19 protein-coding genes and 3 pseudogenes are annotated in these 15,114 nt (G+C 42.2%); 11 read left to right on the forward strand and 11 right to left on the reverse strand.

Translation table 11 applies throughout. From position 1 onward, the window contains the following. Positions 1–123: 123 nt before the first annotated feature. Both KUH03_RS29985 and KUH03_RS29990 read right to left on the reverse strand, forming a co-directional pair. Complete coding sequence (locus tag KUH03_RS29985; RefSeq protein WP_257088030.1) at positions 124–351, reverse strand: YdcF family protein; 228 nt, start codon at positions 349–351, stop codon at positions 124–126. Then, on the reverse strand, positions 348–596 hold the full coding sequence (locus tag KUH03_RS29990) for a hypothetical protein (protein WP_257088031.1): 249 nt from the start codon (positions 594–596) through the stop codon (positions 348–350). The genes KUH03_RS29985 and KUH03_RS29990 overlap by 4 nt, the downstream gene beginning before the upstream one ends. 344 nt (positions 597–940) lie before the next feature. Here KUH03_RS29990 and KUH03_RS29995 point away from each other — a divergent pair, with 344 nt between their 5' ends. Both KUH03_RS29995 and KUH03_RS30000 read left to right on the forward strand, forming a co-directional pair. Then, complete coding sequence (locus tag KUH03_RS29995) at positions 941–1,255, forward strand: linear amide C-N hydrolase (RefSeq protein ID WP_257088032.1); 315 nt, start codon at positions 941–943, stop codon at positions 1,253–1,255. Next, entirely contained in the window at positions 1,197–1,907 is a 711-nt protein-coding gene (locus KUH03_RS30000; RefSeq protein WP_257088033.1) for a linear amide C-N hydrolase, read from the forward strand. The genes KUH03_RS29995 and KUH03_RS30000 overlap by 59 nt, the downstream gene beginning before the upstream one ends. A gap of 145 nt (positions 1,908–2,052) precedes the next feature. On the opposite strand, the pseudogene KUH03_RS30005 reads toward KUH03_RS30000, so the two are convergent. From KUH03_RS30005 to KUH03_RS30025, 6 genes and pseudogenes are all read right to left on the reverse strand, one after another. Next, positions 2,053–2,646: pseudogene (locus tag KUH03_RS30005) on the reverse strand (efflux RND transporter periplasmic adaptor subunit); the annotation flags it as partial. Continuing rightward, entirely contained in the window at positions 2,631–3,149 is a 519-nt protein-coding gene (locus KUH03_RS30010; RefSeq protein WP_306429216.1) for a biotin/lipoyl-binding protein, read from the reverse strand. The gene KUH03_RS30010 and the pseudogene KUH03_RS30005, both read right to left, overlap by 16 nt. Beyond that, on the reverse strand, positions 3,146–4,465 hold the full coding sequence (locus KUH03_RS46985) for an efflux RND transporter permease subunit (RefSeq protein WP_306429217.1): 1,320 nt from the start codon (positions 4,463–4,465) through the stop codon (positions 3,146–3,148). Before KUH03_RS46985 ends, KUH03_RS30010 begins: the two co-directional genes overlap by 4 nt. Before the next feature lie 65 nt (positions 4,466–4,530). Next, positions 4,531–6,434: pseudogene (locus KUH03_RS46990) on the reverse strand (efflux RND transporter permease subunit). Between the two features lie 56 nt (positions 6,435–6,490). Next, on the reverse strand, positions 6,491–7,231 hold the full coding sequence (locus tag KUH03_RS30020) for a TolC family protein (RefSeq protein ID WP_257088034.1): 741 nt from the start codon (positions 7,229–7,231) through the stop codon (positions 6,491–6,493). Beyond that, on the reverse strand, positions 7,192–7,830 hold the full coding sequence (locus KUH03_RS30025; protein ID WP_257088035.1) for a TolC family protein: 639 nt from the start codon (positions 7,828–7,830) through the stop codon (positions 7,192–7,194). The genes KUH03_RS30020 and KUH03_RS30025 overlap by 40 nt, the downstream gene beginning before the upstream one ends. Positions 7,831–8,001: 171 nt before the next feature. Here KUH03_RS30025 and KUH03_RS30030 point away from each other — a divergent pair, with 171 nt between their 5' ends. The 4 genes from KUH03_RS30030 to KUH03_RS30045 are packed head-to-tail and all read left to right on the forward strand — an operon-like array spanning position 8,002 to position 9,708. Then, positions 8,002–8,124: a hypothetical protein gene (locus tag KUH03_RS30030; protein ID WP_257088036.1), complete on the forward strand. Its 123-nt coding sequence runs from the start codon at positions 8,002–8,004 to the stop codon at positions 8,122–8,124. Between the two features lie 8 nt (positions 8,125–8,132). Next, the gene (locus tag KUH03_RS30035) at positions 8,133–8,501 is read left to right on the forward strand and encodes a hypothetical protein (protein WP_257088037.1); all 369 of its coding nucleotides are present in this window, start codon (positions 8,133–8,135) and stop codon (positions 8,499–8,501) included. Continuing rightward, positions 8,486–9,010: a sensor histidine kinase gene (locus tag KUH03_RS30040; protein WP_257088038.1), complete on the forward strand. Its 525-nt coding sequence runs from the start codon at positions 8,486–8,488 to the stop codon at positions 9,008–9,010. The genes KUH03_RS30035 and KUH03_RS30040 overlap by 16 nt, the downstream gene beginning before the upstream one ends. 2 nt (positions 9,011–9,012) lie before the next feature. Then, the gene (locus tag KUH03_RS30045; protein WP_257088039.1) at positions 9,013–9,708 is read left to right on the forward strand and encodes a LytTR family DNA-binding domain-containing protein; all 696 of its coding nucleotides are present in this window, start codon (positions 9,013–9,015) and stop codon (positions 9,706–9,708) included. 108 nt (positions 9,709–9,816) lie between these two features. Here KUH03_RS30045 and KUH03_RS30050 read toward each other — a convergent pair whose 3' ends face one another. Next, positions 9,817–10,179 (reverse strand): OsmC family protein, encoded by a 363-nt coding sequence (locus KUH03_RS30050; RefSeq protein WP_257088040.1) that lies wholly within the window; start codon positions 10,177–10,179, stop codon positions 9,817–9,819. Positions 10,180–10,581: 402 nt separating this feature from the next. On the opposite strand from KUH03_RS30050, the pseudogene lpdA reads away from it, so the two are divergent. Next, positions 10,582–11,937: pseudogene (gene lpdA / locus KUH03_RS49340) on the forward strand (dihydrolipoyl dehydrogenase); the annotation flags it as partial. A gap of 239 nt (positions 11,938–12,176) precedes the next feature. Beyond that, positions 12,177–12,608 (forward strand): Crp/Fnr family transcriptional regulator, encoded by a 432-nt coding sequence (locus KUH03_RS30060; protein WP_257088041.1) that lies wholly within the window; start codon positions 12,177–12,179, stop codon positions 12,606–12,608. 13 nt (positions 12,609–12,621) lie between these two features. On the opposite strand, the gene KUH03_RS30065 is transcribed toward KUH03_RS30060, so the two are convergent. Then, the gene (locus KUH03_RS30065) at positions 12,622–13,527 is read right to left on the reverse strand and encodes a LysR family transcriptional regulator (protein WP_257088042.1); all 906 of its coding nucleotides are present in this window, start codon (positions 13,525–13,527) and stop codon (positions 12,622–12,624) included. A 97-nt stretch (positions 13,528–13,624) separates the two neighbouring features. Between KUH03_RS30065 and KUH03_RS30070 the strand changes: the two genes are divergently transcribed. The 3 genes from KUH03_RS30070 to KUH03_RS30080 are packed head-to-tail and all read left to right on the forward strand — an operon-like array spanning position 13,625 to position 14,522. Further along, positions 13,625–14,089 (forward strand): NAD(P)H-dependent oxidoreductase, encoded by a 465-nt coding sequence (locus KUH03_RS30070; protein ID WP_257088043.1) that lies wholly within the window; start codon positions 13,625–13,627, stop codon positions 14,087–14,089. After that, complete coding sequence (locus KUH03_RS30075) at positions 14,086–14,235, forward strand: hypothetical protein (RefSeq protein ID WP_257088044.1); 150 nt, start codon at positions 14,086–14,088, stop codon at positions 14,233–14,235. The genes KUH03_RS30070 and KUH03_RS30075 overlap by 4 nt, the downstream gene beginning before the upstream one ends. Continuing rightward, a complete protein-coding gene (locus tag KUH03_RS30080) occupies positions 14,232–14,522 on the forward strand; it encodes a putative quinol monooxygenase (RefSeq protein WP_257088045.1) in 291 nt (96 codons plus the stop codon). Before KUH03_RS30075 ends, KUH03_RS30080 begins: the two co-directional genes overlap by 4 nt. 116 nt (positions 14,523–14,638) lie before the next feature. Here KUH03_RS30080 and KUH03_RS30085 read toward each other — a convergent pair whose 3' ends face one another. Next, positions 14,639–14,839 carry a hypothetical protein gene (locus KUH03_RS30085; RefSeq protein ID WP_257088046.1) on the reverse strand — a complete coding sequence of 67 codons (201 nt, stop codon included), beginning with the start codon at positions 14,837–14,839 and terminating at the stop codon, positions 14,639–14,641. Between the last annotated feature and the right edge of the window lie 275 nt (positions 14,840–15,114).

Raw genomic sequence — 15,114 nt, forward strand, 5'->3', positions numbered from 1 at the left:
GGGGAGATGCGCTCAAATATAAGGTACAATAAATGGATTTACACAGCTCCTTTTTATAAGCGTTATAAGGCCTCTTTGTAGTAGGCAACAAACTCCCGGAAGATGGAATAGCCATCACGCCATTCAAAATAGATAGGACTTGCACTTTCGATATTGACAAATCCCTTTTTTTCGAAAGAGCGCTTTTGTTCGTGTCTGATGGAAATATTGGGAGATGGAAATGGCACTTTTATAGTGTAGACTGTCCATGATACGGATGCTGTTGACCACTGTTTTTTCGGTATCATTACCATAGTTGTCCACAATAATTTTCTGCGATGGAATATGGTTCAGCACCAGATAGTCTTTCATTTTGTCGCCTTCCCAAAACCTTCCTTTCCAAAGCCTCCGCTGACAAGGATCATCTGAATCCGGTCTGCCCTGTATAGCTGGATACTTTTATTTAATCGTTCCTGTAGTCTCTCCGAGGGGCTACCGTCGGGGTTGATTTTATTACCGAGAACAATACCGATAGCCGCTTTGGTCTTTTTGTCACGCAGCCCATCGATACAAATCAATATACTTTGGATCAAAAATAAGATAAGTCCAAGTTTCATCCCTGATGTAATGATCTTCAACATGTCCTTTAGCTATTGATTTTTAGTCAAATGATTCACTGTCGTTGTAGCGACATATTTTGAAAATAGCAAAAATAAGGTTAAAAACTAAAAAAACAGACTACAAAAAAATGATCTGAGACTAGAAAACAGGATCTTTCAGCGGATGAGATGTTAAACTGTCTGGGGAAGTTGCTTTTAATGGTGTTTTTTTGTTTAATAGTTTTGTCTAAACAAAATCATTAAGTATTTGTTAATATGTCAAACAGCTATTTTATGAAGTATCTTTTTCAATTATCTTAATTGTAGTCCTCCTGCATGGAGAGACGAATGCCTGCACCAGGGTGGTTTACAAAGGACCCGGTCAAACGGTTATTACAGCGCGTAGCATGGACTGGAAGGATGACATTGCTGCTAACATTTGGGTATTTCCGCGGGGTATGCAAAGAAGTGGTGAAGTGGGGCCGCAATCGCTGACCTGGACATCACAATACGGTAGTGTGATTGCTAGCGCATGGGATATTGCGACCGTGGATGGACTGAATGAAAAGGGACTGGTCGCCAATGTCCTTTGGCTGGTCGAGTCTACTTATCCTAAATTTGATCCCGCCGGAACAAAAAGGGGTAGCAATCTCGGCATGGGCACAATATGTACTTGACAATTTTGCGACGGTAGCTGAGGCGGTGAAGGTTTTGCAGGACGAGCCCTTTGTAATTGTGAGTGACTATATTCCGGGAACCGAAAAGTTTACAACAATACATCTATCCCTTTCGGATGCAACGGGTGACAATGCCATCTTTGAATACATCAACGGAAAATTGGTTATTCACCATAATGCAGCATATACGGTGATGACAAATTCACCCGTATTTGAGGAACAGCTGGCTTTAAACAGATACTGGCAGGGAATCCCGGGGACAATTATGCTTCCGGGTACCAATCGGGCTGCAGATCGTTTTGTGCGTGCTTCGTATTATATCAATGCCATCCCACAAACGGAGGATACACGAACTGCTGTCGCGAGTGTATTTAGTGTCATTCGTAATTGCTCTGTTCCATTTGGTATCAGCTCGGAAACTGAACCTAATATTTCCTCTACCCGATGGCGGTCAGTCGCAGATCAAAAGAATAAAGTTTATTATTTTGAGAATGTGTTGACTCCGGGAACTTTATGGGTGGATCTTACTAAATTTGATTTGAAAAAGGGCGCCCCTGCAATGAAACTGGATTTAAAACAGGGTGTAGCAATTAATGGCATCTCAAATGGACTATTTAAATCTGCCAACGCCTTTAAATTTATGGGCATATAGTCGTGTGAAAATAATAAAAGCCAATAGGCTGTCCGATATTTTGGACAGCCTATTGGCTTTTAATCTATTCGTATTCCCGAGCATCTCTTTTCAACGATCAATGCGCATGGGCTACGTTTTTATTCTTAGGACAGCTTTCTTGTTTTTATTTAACGGTGGTGCCATCCGCGATTTCTTCATCGGCTTTACTCACGAGCCGCATGGTCGGATTAAGGTTGCCAAAGATTTCTACCTGTCCGTCAATGCTACGTCCTTTTTGTACCGGAACACGACTTGTTTTGTTGTCCACAACGGCGATGACAAAACTTCCTTCACCTGAGGTAAAAACTGCGGCTTTGGGAACAACAAAGGTGCTATCCTGAGAAGTCAGGGGCAACTCGACCTCAGCGACCATACCCGGGAGGAGTTTGTTGTTGGTATTGGTAATGTCGATTTCAACTCGTTCAGATCTGAATCTGCTATCCAGCGCCCCTGACTTGCGTGCGATCTTACCTGAAAACTGTTGGCCCGGTAAGGACTTTACGGTAAACTGCAGCGGTTGATCTGCTGCCAGGAAGCCGGCATATTGTTCGGGTACGGCAACAGCCAAACGGAGCTTGCTCTGTTGCTGGATGGTCATGATGGGCATCTCCGAACCTCTGCCCGCTGGTCCGACATAGGCACCCTGATTGACATTACGTGTCGCGATAACACCATCAAATGGTGCACGTATTTCGAGGTAGTTCAATAGATTCTGTACCTCCGCATAGGCTGATTTTGCCGCCTGAAATTGGGCAAAATCAGCATTCTTTTCGCTTCGGCGACCTCAAGATCCAGTCGGGCTACAGTACCTTCGACTTTACTGGTTTCGAACAGTCTATCGTAGGTACTTTTGGTGGCCATGTAAATCGCTTCCTGCGACTTTAACCTTGATTTTGCAGCTGACAATTGTGAACTCAATTCTGGGGCCTCAAGTACAGCTAACAGCTGTCCGGCCTGAACCCGACTGCCAATATCAACTTTTAATGCCCGTACGTAGCTGCTCACTTTGGCATAAATTTCCACCTGCTGAAATCCACTGATCTCGCCCGGTATCTGCATTTTGTTAGTTAGTTTCTGTTTGGACGGCGCAAATGTTTCCATTGCTGGACTTGCCGTTACTGCTGCTACTTTTGTACTGTTTTCCTCGGCAGCGGACTGACATCCGGTTAAGTAGGCGAGTAGGCCTACTGCGGATAATATTTTTAGGAGATTGTGTTTCATGATAAAGGTTTTAATGCTGCGATATAATGTTTACTTTCTTCGTCTTCGGGATCTAAGGAGATCGATTGGGTGCTACTTTTCTCTTGTGCCCAAGCAAATATTAAAGGTAAAATCACCAGTACTGCAAAGGTGGAGAAGAGTAAGCCTCCGATAACGGCACGTCCCAATGGGGATACCTGTTCACCGCCTTCACCATGACCGATAGCCATCGGTAACATCCCGACAATCATGGCCAAACTGGTCATAATAATAGGACGTAGACGCAGTGAGGCTGCTTCCCGTGCTGCTGCCAATGCATTTTGATTGTGCTTGCGGATATGCTCTGCATTGGTGATCAATAGCACGGCATTGGCGATGGATACACCCACAGACATAATAATACCCATATAGGATTGCATGTTGAGTGTTGAACCGGTCATTAAGAGCATCAGTAAGGATCCAAGGACAACTGCTGGCACGGTGGTGAGAACAACCATGGATACTTTGAACGACTGAAAGTTGGCCGAAAGCATCAGAAATATCACAATGATTGCTACAGCCAGACCTGCCTGTAGGCTGTCCATGGTTTCATTTAATACTTTTCCCAATCCGATTTGCTCCACCGAAAGACCGCGTGGAAGTTCGCCCAAAGCTTTAATACTACGTTGTACATCATTGGAGGCTGTTTTCAGATCCGTATGGTCGATATTGGCCGTGACGGAAATGTAGGGCATAGCACCTAAGTTGTCATTCTCGCCATAAGTATAAGATGGCGTAATGGTTGCAATGTCGCTCAGTATTGGCCTTGACGAATTTTTTAACAATGGTATTTCTCCAATCTCTTTCTCGTCTTTCATTTTATCAATGGGAACCTGTACTTGGACATTGTAGGATAGTCCCGCTTTTTCATCAATCCAGGTGTTTTTCTCCGTATAACGAGAGGACGATGTTGCCGCGATCAGTGATCGGGTTACTTCTGCAAGGTCAATACCTAGCTGAGCGGCACGCACCCGGTCAATATTGATGTCATAGGACGGGTATTTGATGGATTGTGCCAGCTGTACATCCCTGAAATAGGGAATAGCTTTCAGTTCTTCGATTAATTTACCTGCATATTTCTCATTATTCTTTTTGTTCTTGCCAGCAATTCGTACCTCGATCGGTGTTGGTGAACCTTGGCTCAGGACTTTATCGGTGAGTTCGATGGGTTCAAAGGAAACTTGAACATCTGGAAGAGCGGCCTTGAGTCGCTTTCTGTATTCATCGCGGAAGCTGTCCATATCGTGCTCGTAATCTTTAAGTGCGATTTGAAAAACTGCCTCATGAGGCCCGGCCATAAATAGGTAGATCGGCGATACAGAGAACTGTCCAGGGTGCTGGCCAATGTATACAGAGGAGATGCCTATATGTTCTTTTCCAACAAGTTTTTCAAGTCGGCCAACGCGCGTTTGGCTTTCTCTTCGGTACGTTCGATACGGGTTCCTTCAACCGCACGCAGACGCATCTGAAATTGACTTGAATTGACCTTTGGAAATACGTCCTGTCCAATCGTATTGAGTAAAACGAGTACCAAGCTTATGGCACCAACTAGGTAGACGACGGTGATAATTTTCTTCTGTTTGAACAGTCTGTCGATCATTTTCATAAACCGATTTCTGAAGCGTTCAAACAGGCTGATCTTTCCATCGTTGTTAAAATCTTCCCGTTCGACAAGAAGTTTCTTTTGATTCAGGGTATCTTGTTCGGATTCGACGGATAGACCCGTTTCGGCAAATTTTACTTCATCTGCATTCAGTCCTTTTGGATTTATTTTATGTGGACCGGTCTTGTGATGATCTTTCATAAGCCAGTTGGCCATGACCGGTACAAAAGTCTGTGAAAGCAGGAAGGAGATGATCATGGAGAATCCAATGGACAGGGCTAAGGGTAAGAATAGGGATCCCGGAATACCTGTCATTGTAAATGCTGGCGCAAATACAGCAAGGATACACAATAAAATCAACAGCTTTGGCAGGGCAATTTCCTTACAGGCATCCCAGATTGCCAGTGCTTTGGGTTTGCCCATATCCAGATGCTGGTGTATATTCTCTATCGTAACCGTACTCTCGTCAACGAGGATGCCGATTGCCAGTGCCAATCCACTCAGTGACATGAGATTGATCGTCTGTCCAAATAGTTTCAGGAAGAGTACGCCCGAAATTACAGAGATTGGGATTGTTAGGATAACAATTAAAGCTGCTCTACGGTCGCCCAAAAATAATAAGACCATCAGGCCGGTGAGTATTGCTCCAATAGCGCCTTCGGTAATCAAACTTTTGACGGAGTTGATGACATAGACGGATTGGTCAAACTCATAGGATAATTTGACATCCTCGGGCAGGGTGTTCTGTATTTTTGGAAGTGCGGCCTTCAGATTTTGTACGACCTCCCAAGTGGAGGCATCACCGGCTTTGGCAATGCTGACGTAGACTGATCGTTTGCCATTGACGAGTGCATAACCTGCCGTGACATCGGCACCATCTTTCACCGTAGCAATATCACCCAGATAGAGATTTTGTACACCACCTTTAAAGAGTGGGATTTTCTCAAAATCCTTCACATTACGAATGGTGTTGTTGGTGGGTGTAATGTAGTTTTTATCTTTTATACGGACATTTCCGGCAGGCGCAGTCTGATTGTTGAGTTTTAAAGCCTCGACGACCTGATCAGGGGTCATGTTGTGACTGCGCATCAGATCGGGATCAACATTGACTTCGATTGTACGCGGACTACCTCCAAATGGTGGCGGGGAAAGTAATCCCGGTATGGAGGTAAAAGAAGCTCGTACATAGACGTTGGCTAGATCCTGTAGTTCGTTGTTGGAGCGTTTATCACTGCTGAGTACCAGCTGCCCTACTGGAAGTGAAGACGCGTCAAACCGGATAATAAAGGGTGGTTGTGATCCCGGGGAAAGGAGGCCTGGATACGATTGGCCAATGCACTCAATTCGGCTGCAGCCTGAGCCATGTTGGTGTCTTCGTAGTAGGAGATTTTCATTAAGGTCAGCCCCTGGATATTTTTGGTCTCAATGGATTTGACTCCGTTGGCAAAAAGCAGGATATTGACGTAGTTTTTAGCAAAATAAGACTCCATCTGATCTGGAGAATAACCTCCAAAGGGGTGCGCAATATAAATAACAGGAAGGTTCATTTTGGGTAAAATGTCAACCTTGATCGTGCGTACTGCGCCTATTCCAAATACAATAAGGCCCATGACCAACACAAGGATGGAGATCGGCTTACGTAAGGCAAAACGTATTAAATTCATGCGGTGTTATTTATAGTTCTTTGTTGAAAATATCGAAATCCCCGCTGCTGCTGCTTTCAGCAAAAGTGATTGCCACAGGTTGATATGGACGATTTCGCGATCTGTTTCGGCTCGATTAAGTGTATATAGGTTTGGGTGACATCCACAAGTGTTGCCAGACCGTTTTTGTACATAGCCATCTTTTGATTGTAGGCCTGTTGGGCCGCTGATACCTGTCGAGGGGCTTCGATATCGCTCTGTTGTGCTAATCTGATCTTAACGTCGGCGGCATCCAGCTGTGCAACAAATTGTGCTGCGGTGGTTTGATATTCCTCCCGTAAAGCATCGTTGGTATACCGTTGTGCGCTGATTTTTTTGTTGATTCGGGCGATCGTGGTTATATTCCAATTGATTCCCAAGCCCAAAAGATAGTTTTGTCGGTTGGGGCGGATACCATCCCAGTAGTTTCTTGTAAAGGCATGGAGGTCTGTCGTGTAATCGCTTTTGAAGCCAGAACCTCTTGCCTGGAAAACACCGAAGGCCGATAAGGTGGGCAGGTATTCCTTGTTTGACAGTCGCAGTTGTTGTTCACCAACTTCAATCCGGCTTTTGTAATATTGAAGCACAGGGTTGTTGTCCACCAACGTCGGGTCGGTGGTCAGTAGCTGGGTGGGTGTTTTTGTTACCAGCGCAGTGTCAATCTGAAGATCTGTTGCGTTGATCCCCATCAGTACCGTTAATTTGTTGTTTTGCTCCTTCACATTCTCTCCGGCCTGATTCAAACTGATCTTCGCACGGGATACTTCTGCCGAGGCCAAGGTTGAATCGACACCGGGTAAAATCCCGTTCTTGGCTTTGGTAGCCGCAATGTTAAAGAATACCAGAGCGCGGTCAAGGTTTTTCTGTTGATTTTTTGAAGACGCTGGCTCGCCAGAAGATTCAGATAGGCTGCGGCAATCTTGATCTTATGTTGGAATTGTTCTTGTTGAAGATCAATTTCCAATCGTTTGCTGTCCGCTTTACTCAATTCGATGCGCTCTTTTCTGCGGCCAAAGGTGTAGATATCCCAATTGATGTTGGCAAGATAAAGCGCTCCAAAAGCGGAATTCCAATTTTGCTCCGGAAGCGCCGCACCCGAAGAAGCAACACCGAGTCCACCAAATCCATACAATGGGCCATTCTGTCCATTGATAGTTCCATAATCTTGTTGCGCTACAACGGTCAAATTAGGCCAGAAGTCGCGTTTTACCTGTTCGTTGGTCTGTAGTGCTGACTGGACATAATACGCCTTTGCCTTAATAATTCCATAATTTGCAAGACCCTGGTCTACGGCATCACGGATGGTAAGCTTTTGTGCAAATGAGGTTGAGGTCGCAAGTGATACAGCCAATGACAACACTAAATTCAATTTCAGCATAGGTTATATATCATTTTATGGAAACGAAGATAAGGCTGGACCTTGTTGTATAGTCCGTTTAAAATGATCTATGGCGTTTAAAAGTGACCAATGTAATTCGTCATTTATTTTTCGGTGGTTGTAAACTTAATACTTTTACTTTGTAACAGATTTTTAACAAAATAAGGGAGTATGAGAAAGGTTCTGGAAAATAAGATCATACAGGAAACCATGTTACTGGTTTTCTCGTTTATCCTCTTTACGCTGAATGACTGGATTCTGATTTTGAGCTGGAAAGGCTTCTTGATGGGGTGATCTATTTTTTGATCTTATATATCCATGCGCAGGTGAACCGTTTTTTTCTGCTGCCTCTTCTACTTAAAAAGAATAAAGCCACATTGTATGCGCTATCGTCGATCGCAATATTGCTGGTGTTTGCTTTAGTGCTAAAAGAAATAACGGAAAACTTTATTTATAAAAACTGTTTTTTGTATAAAAGTCTCGCACAGAAAACATTCCATTATCAGGTCGGTGTATTATTGGGCTCGTTGATCTGTATTTTGGGAAGTATCCAATTTATTGAATTCTATCGTTTTCAACGATTGAAAACGCGACGGGAATTACTCTCCAATCAGACACAATTGTCTAATTTGAAAAAACAGCTGAACCCCATTTTTTGTTCAATACCTTAAATACCATTTATGGCATCAGCCTTAAATTTCCGGAACGTACCTCTGAATTGATTATTAAAGTGTCACAACTGCTGCGTTATCAGATGGAAAGTAGCGACAAGGAATTTGTTTCAATGGATGATGAGATTGATTTTATTTCGAGTTATATCGAATTGGAACGTGAACGGTTGGGCTATCGAACCAAGATTGACTTTGATTATCAGCGTGAAGAAGGTGTTAAGTACCAAATCGCACCAATGCTATTGATCACATTTGTAGAGAATGCCTTTAAACATGGTACCTGTAGTATAGAAGATTGTTACGTAGCAATTTCGATCAGGATTGAAAAAGGGAACTTATATTTGCATGTACGAAATTCAGTTCCCGTGAAAAAACGGAATGTATTTTCGGCAAAAATAGGTTTGGAAAATACGATAGCGCGATTAAAATTGCTCTATCCCAATCGCTATCAGTTAAATACAAATGCAAGTAAAGAGGAGTTTGAGGTGTCTTTAGTTATAAATCTTTAGCCATGGAGAAAAATCGCTGTATTGTGGTTGACGATGAACCAGCTGCACATTATGTATTGGTAAATTATATTGAAAGAAGCGCTGATCTGGAATTGGTCGCTCAATGCTATAATGCCTTTGAAGCACTGGAATATCTGCGCAATAACCGGGTTGATCTGATCTTTCTGGATATCGATATGCCCGAAATTACCGGAATGGAATTCTTGAAAATGTTGGACAATCCACCCAAAACGATTTTGACAACAGCCTATTCGGAGTACGCATTGGAAAGCTACGACTATGGGGTGGTGGACTATTTGTTGAAACCAATATCTTTTCCCCGTTTTATTAAAGCTGTACAGCGCTTTCTATCTTTTAACCAGAGTACAATACCACAGGAGGAGGAGCCAAAAACAATAAGTATCCGTATGGATGGTCGATTGATTGAGGTGAAGCTTTCTCAGATCGATTTTATCCAAAGTTTTGGTAATTACGTAAAAATCGTGACACCGGCGCAGACTTACCTGACTGCCAGTACCACCCAACAGATCTTAACCCAGGTACCTGCGTCCAAATTTGTCCGCATCCATAAATCGTATATTGCCTCCATCAACAAGGTCAGCAAATATGAACATGGTATGGTGCAGATCAATAATATGAGTCTCCCCGTTGGGATTACTTTCAGAAGAGAATTACAGGAACGCTTAGGGAACAGGTAAAATCATCCTTCAGCACTTACATGGGGCTGATGGAGGACTGGAAAATTCACTGAATTTGCAATAAAACAATATTCATTGGCTTTTTGTGGAGCGCTATTGCTTTGGCGATCATTTCAGGTCGCTGTACACGGATTGAGGGGCTAAGTATGACCTCTTTAAAAAGCCCTTGCCACTTTCTTCCTCCATCATTGTTCCTGTGGCATGGTCAATATAAGATTCCACGATAATATTGTTGACCGAACAGAAATGAAGATACCATAGCATGTGGCAGGAGGATAAGGACGCAAGTAAAAGATCTTCGGGATTGTGCTTGTTGGGATCTCCACGAAATGCAGGATCAGAAGAGCCCTGGATAATCACTTTGTCCTTTATGCTGATCTGGTGGCTTCGTTCATAGTTTTTATAATGATCTGTACCACTTCCTAAATTGCCTGTCCATTCAACAGTCGCTTTATATTGATGTTCTTTCATCGACAAATGATGTTTTTATTGCTTATTCCTTGTGAAGTTATAAAATATCAGCGGCATTTTTTGCCATAAATTCCAATTGACTATGGAGAGGTATCGGAGCCGCCAATTCGCTTATATAGTGGTCATGCTTTTCTTTTTTGGTTAATAATAAAATATACTTAATGGTATTTTATTTTATATATTTGCATCATGTTATTCGTTTTTAAATTTTTAATTGTTTTAATTGGGCGTTTGTAGGCTTTTTTTTTGATTATTTATATACCAAGTGGTATTATTAATTAATAACAAATATAGGTAGCTCAAAAGGCAGGTGTTAGCGTGATAAATAGGAATTAGGTACAAAAATAATTTGAGATATGGAACAATATGATCTGGTCATTATTGGCTCTGGGCCCGGCGGATATGTTGCGGCTATTCGTGCTGCCCAATTGGGGTATAAAACGGTATTGGTCGAAAAATACAATACATTAGGTGGAACATGTACCAATGTTGGTTGTATTCCGACAAAGGCTATTTTGGACAGCACCCATCATTATCATGATGCTGTACATCATTTTGAGGCACATGGAATTACGACGGATGGCTTGTCTGTAGACTTTAGACGGCTGTATGCGCGTAAGGATCAGGTGGTACTACAGAATACACAGGGGCTTAATTTTCTTATGCGTAAAAATAAGATAACGGTGATTCAGGGTACAGCCTCCTTTGTGGATAATTCGACATTAAGCATTGTAAAGAAAGACAATGTGACCGAACTTATTCAGGGCAATAAGATCATTATCGCCACAGGGTCGAAACCGGCTACTATTCCTGGGGTAGTGATTGATAAGGAAAGAATTATCACGTCAACGGAGGCTTTATCCCTAAAGGCGCAGCCAAAAACATGGTTATAATTGGTGGTGGTGTGATTGGCGTGGAAATGGCCTCGATATTCAATCGATTGGGCGTTGAAGTTACGATCATCGAATATGCGGATCATCTTCTTGCAAATATGGATCATGAACTTGGGGATGGGCTCAAAAAATCCTGTCAAAGGAAGGTATTCGCATACTGCTTCAAAAGGCTGTCTATAAAGCAGAAAATTTGGGTGATAGCGCGCAGGTCTCGTTCAAAGATCGTTCTGGGCAGGAGCAGGAATTAACGGCTGACTATGTGTTGGTGGCTGTAGGTCGCAAAGCTTATACCGAAGGATTGGGGCTGGAAAATACGGATGTTCAGTTGGATGCCAGGGGAACAATTGTGGTCAATAATCAGTTGCAGACCGCTGCCTCTAATATTTATGCTATCGGAGATGTGATCGGTGGGGCGATGTTGGCCCATAAAGCGGAGGAGGAAGCACTATTTGTTGTCGAACAGATCAATGGTCAAAAACCGCATATACATTATGATCGAATACCCGCTGTTGTTTATACCTGGCCTGAAGTCGCATCTGTCGGTTTCAGCGAAGAGGAACTCAAGGCGAAGGGAATGAAATATACTGTTGGGAGCTTTCCATTTTCTGCCAATGCCCGTGCACGTGCGGGAATGGACACGCAGGGCTTTGTGAAAGTTTTGGCGGATCCGGTCTATGGTGAACTGTTGGGTGTGCATGTGCTGGGAGCAAGGGCTGCAGATCTTATTGCGCAGGCAGTCGTAGGGCTGGAATATGAAATTACGGCGGATAGTATGGCCAGGATTTCTTACGCCCATCCGACCTATTCCGAAGCGATGAAGGAAGCGCATACCATAGCATCAGGACGACCATCGGTCAATATTTAACTGAATTTAAATTTGCAGAAGGTCGCTGTCGCTGACTTTCTGCAGACAATAAACAATTGATAGAAACTTTGGTTCGGGGTTAGGGATAAACTATATTTGTTAAATATCAATGAGTATTGTCGCATGGACCAACATATATTAACGGAAAACATCCTGAAACAGATTGATCTTACTAAGGAGGAAATGGACCTTTTCTTTTCCTTTGTCAAAATAAAAAGGTCAAGAAAAAACAGTTTTTATTGTTGGAAGGGGATGTGAGCCGTTATGCACTATTTGTCGTTTCGGGTTGTCTGCGCAGTTATTGTGTGGATGAAAATGGGTATCAATATATTCAGCAGTTTGCACCCGAAGGTTGGTGGATAGGGGATATGTATAGCCTAGTCACGGGTAAGCCGGGGTATCTTGCCGTTGATGCTGTATTTGATTCTGAAATTGCCATGATCGCAAAAACGGATCTCAATAGATTGTATAGGGAGATCCCAAAATTGAATATTTATTTCAGGGTGTTGGCGGAAAACGCCTTGGTATATTACCAGAGCCGTGCCATGGAAAATCTCCGTTTGACTGCAAAGGAGCGTTATGAACGATTTTGCATACGTTATCCTAGCTTGATAGCCTGTCTTCCGCAAAAGCAAGTGGCCGCCTATATTGGCGTGACCCCGAATTCTTAAGTAAGATGCTGAATCAATAAGGAAATCTACCATTTTCCTGCAGCAATGTTTCCAATTTGCTGATTTCCTCTTGGTACATTGTTTTCTTGCGTGTACCAAAATAAAGTGTATTTTCGACTGGAGATTGACCTTCCCAGACCAGTTTTATTTTGCCGGAAGCAATAGCTTCTGCACAAAAAATCAGGAACAATAGAAAAGCCTTTGTTATTGCTGAGACAACGTATAATGGAACTGATATTGGGTACAATGTAATTGGGGCTGAAATCAGGATGTTCGCCAAAATGTGTTGACCAGAAATTCCTGAGGTGATCCATATCCGCTGCGGTGCTGTACCAGAGCTGTTTTTTAAGAGCTGCGAAGCTTCCTTAATCTTATTGTCCTGCAATAAAGCTTCCAACTCGGTTGTATCTGTTTGGCAACCTGCGATCAGCACGATACGCTCTTTTGAAAAGGGCTGATAGACTAAATTCTGCTGATTGCCTTTTTGCGGTGTAATAATTAAATCGAGTAGGCCATTGTCCAGATCCTGTTGCATCTGTGGATACTCGCCGAATTTAATAATGAGGTTGAAGGGAAGTTGGGCAATATGTTCCTCAAGTGTGTATTGAAAGGTTTCAAAACACATACCGATGCTAATGGTAATACGTTCATCGAGAGCTCGATTGTGAAAATGTTGCTCACCTATTTCTAGCTTTTTAAGCGGATCAATAATGTAATTATATAAAATTTTTCCTTTCTCTGTCGGTACCATCCGACGTGCTGACCGATCGAATAGTTTGTGCCCCGTAAAGGCTTCCAAAGAGTTAAGATGTAGACTCACGCCAGGTTGCGAAATAAACAATTCCTGTGCGGCTGCTGACAGTGTGCCGGTCTCATAAATCGCCTTAAAAGTACGAAGCCATTCTAAGTTCCATTTCATATCTATTATTTTAATGATACAAATGTACAATTTAAATTATTTGTATGATCTATAAAAATGATAGAAATTTGTATTATCAATAATAAAAATAATAGAGATGAATATATTTATTATCAATGGCGGACAGGAGTTCGCACACTCAGGTGGTTCTTTTAATACCACAATTACAAATTGGACAGCGCAAACCTTAGTTAAAAATGGATTTGAAATCCGTGTGACCAATGTAAATGATGAATTTGACGCGATGGTCGAAGCTGAAAATTTTAAATGGGCGGATATCATTGTTTATCACTTCCCTGTATGGTGGTTTCAGGTGCCTAATCGCCTCAAGCTTTATATAGATGAAGTGTTTACAGCTGGACACAATAATGGCATCTATCGGAGTGATGGTCGTTCACGTAAGAATCCGGCAATCAATTACGGTACCGGTGGATTGATGCATGGGAAAAAGTATTTTGTAACCTCAAGTTGGAATGCGCCGGATACGGCATTTACGATGGAAGGTGAGTTTTTGACCAACATTCTGTTGATGAAGGTGTTCTGTTTGGCTTTCATAAGATGAATCAGTTTGCAGGACTGGAAAGTATTGGAAGTTTTCATTTCCATGATATGGAGAAAGGTGCAACGCAGGAGCGTGTGGATAATTACGAAAAGGAATATAAGGCATATTTGGAAGAGGTGTTTTATTTTGAAACTCAGTTATCATGAAGATCTATATAACAGCTATTTTAAAAGCAAATCCAGGATTTCGAAACGAGGTTATGCATACATTGCAGCATATGGTCGAAGAGAGCCGAAAGGAAGCTGCTTGTATACAGTATGATCTGCATCAGCGGGCTGAAGATGAGAATCAGTTTATATTTTATGAAATCTGGGAAAGCCAAGCCGGACTAGATGCACATAACCAGCAACCTTATATCCTCGCATTTGGGCGAATGGTTGAGGAGAAGCTGCAAGAGACACCTCAGATTTACTTAATGGAAAAAATAGCCTGATTCCCTTTTGATAGGGAGGACAAAATTTATAATTTAAACTGGGATCAGACGGGTTTTTATATTAAAGACTGTTGAAATCATTCGTGTTAGCGTTACGGAGTGCTAATCGTTTATTGCTATTTAGTAACACGAATGATTTTATTGGTTCCTTTTTCAACGCCTATAGTAAGGGGATTCCGTTGCTTCAGACTCTCTTGTAAAAGAGATAACTGATCTTTCCGCTCGTTGCCTTTGTTATCCAACCAAAAAGAAGAAGCCATCATACCAACCTGTATTCTGTAAACTGAATCCTGTTCGGGCACAGCCTGTTCTATCACTTGGTTTTCATACCAAATGAGATTTTCATCGTTCTTTTTGACCGAACATGAAAATAACAGTAGACCGAAGATTAATAGCGTGGCTGATCTAAAAAATGCTTAAGTGTAAAATCCATCGACGTTTTGTTTGATAACTAAATCTACAGTTTTTTTCGTCTATATAAATTTTTTTGTTGTGATGAAGCTATCAGATTTATTCATCGAGCGTATGTTTTATATGGTATTCATGAACTCGTTTACTCATTAAATTAGTACTTTAAGGTATTCGTGAGCTC

It is taken from the genome of Sphingobacterium sp. E70 (assembly GCF_019285695.1).
GTDB classification, from domain to species: Bacteria; Bacteroidota; Bacteroidia; order Sphingobacteriales; family Sphingobacteriaceae; genus Sphingobacterium; species Sphingobacterium detergens.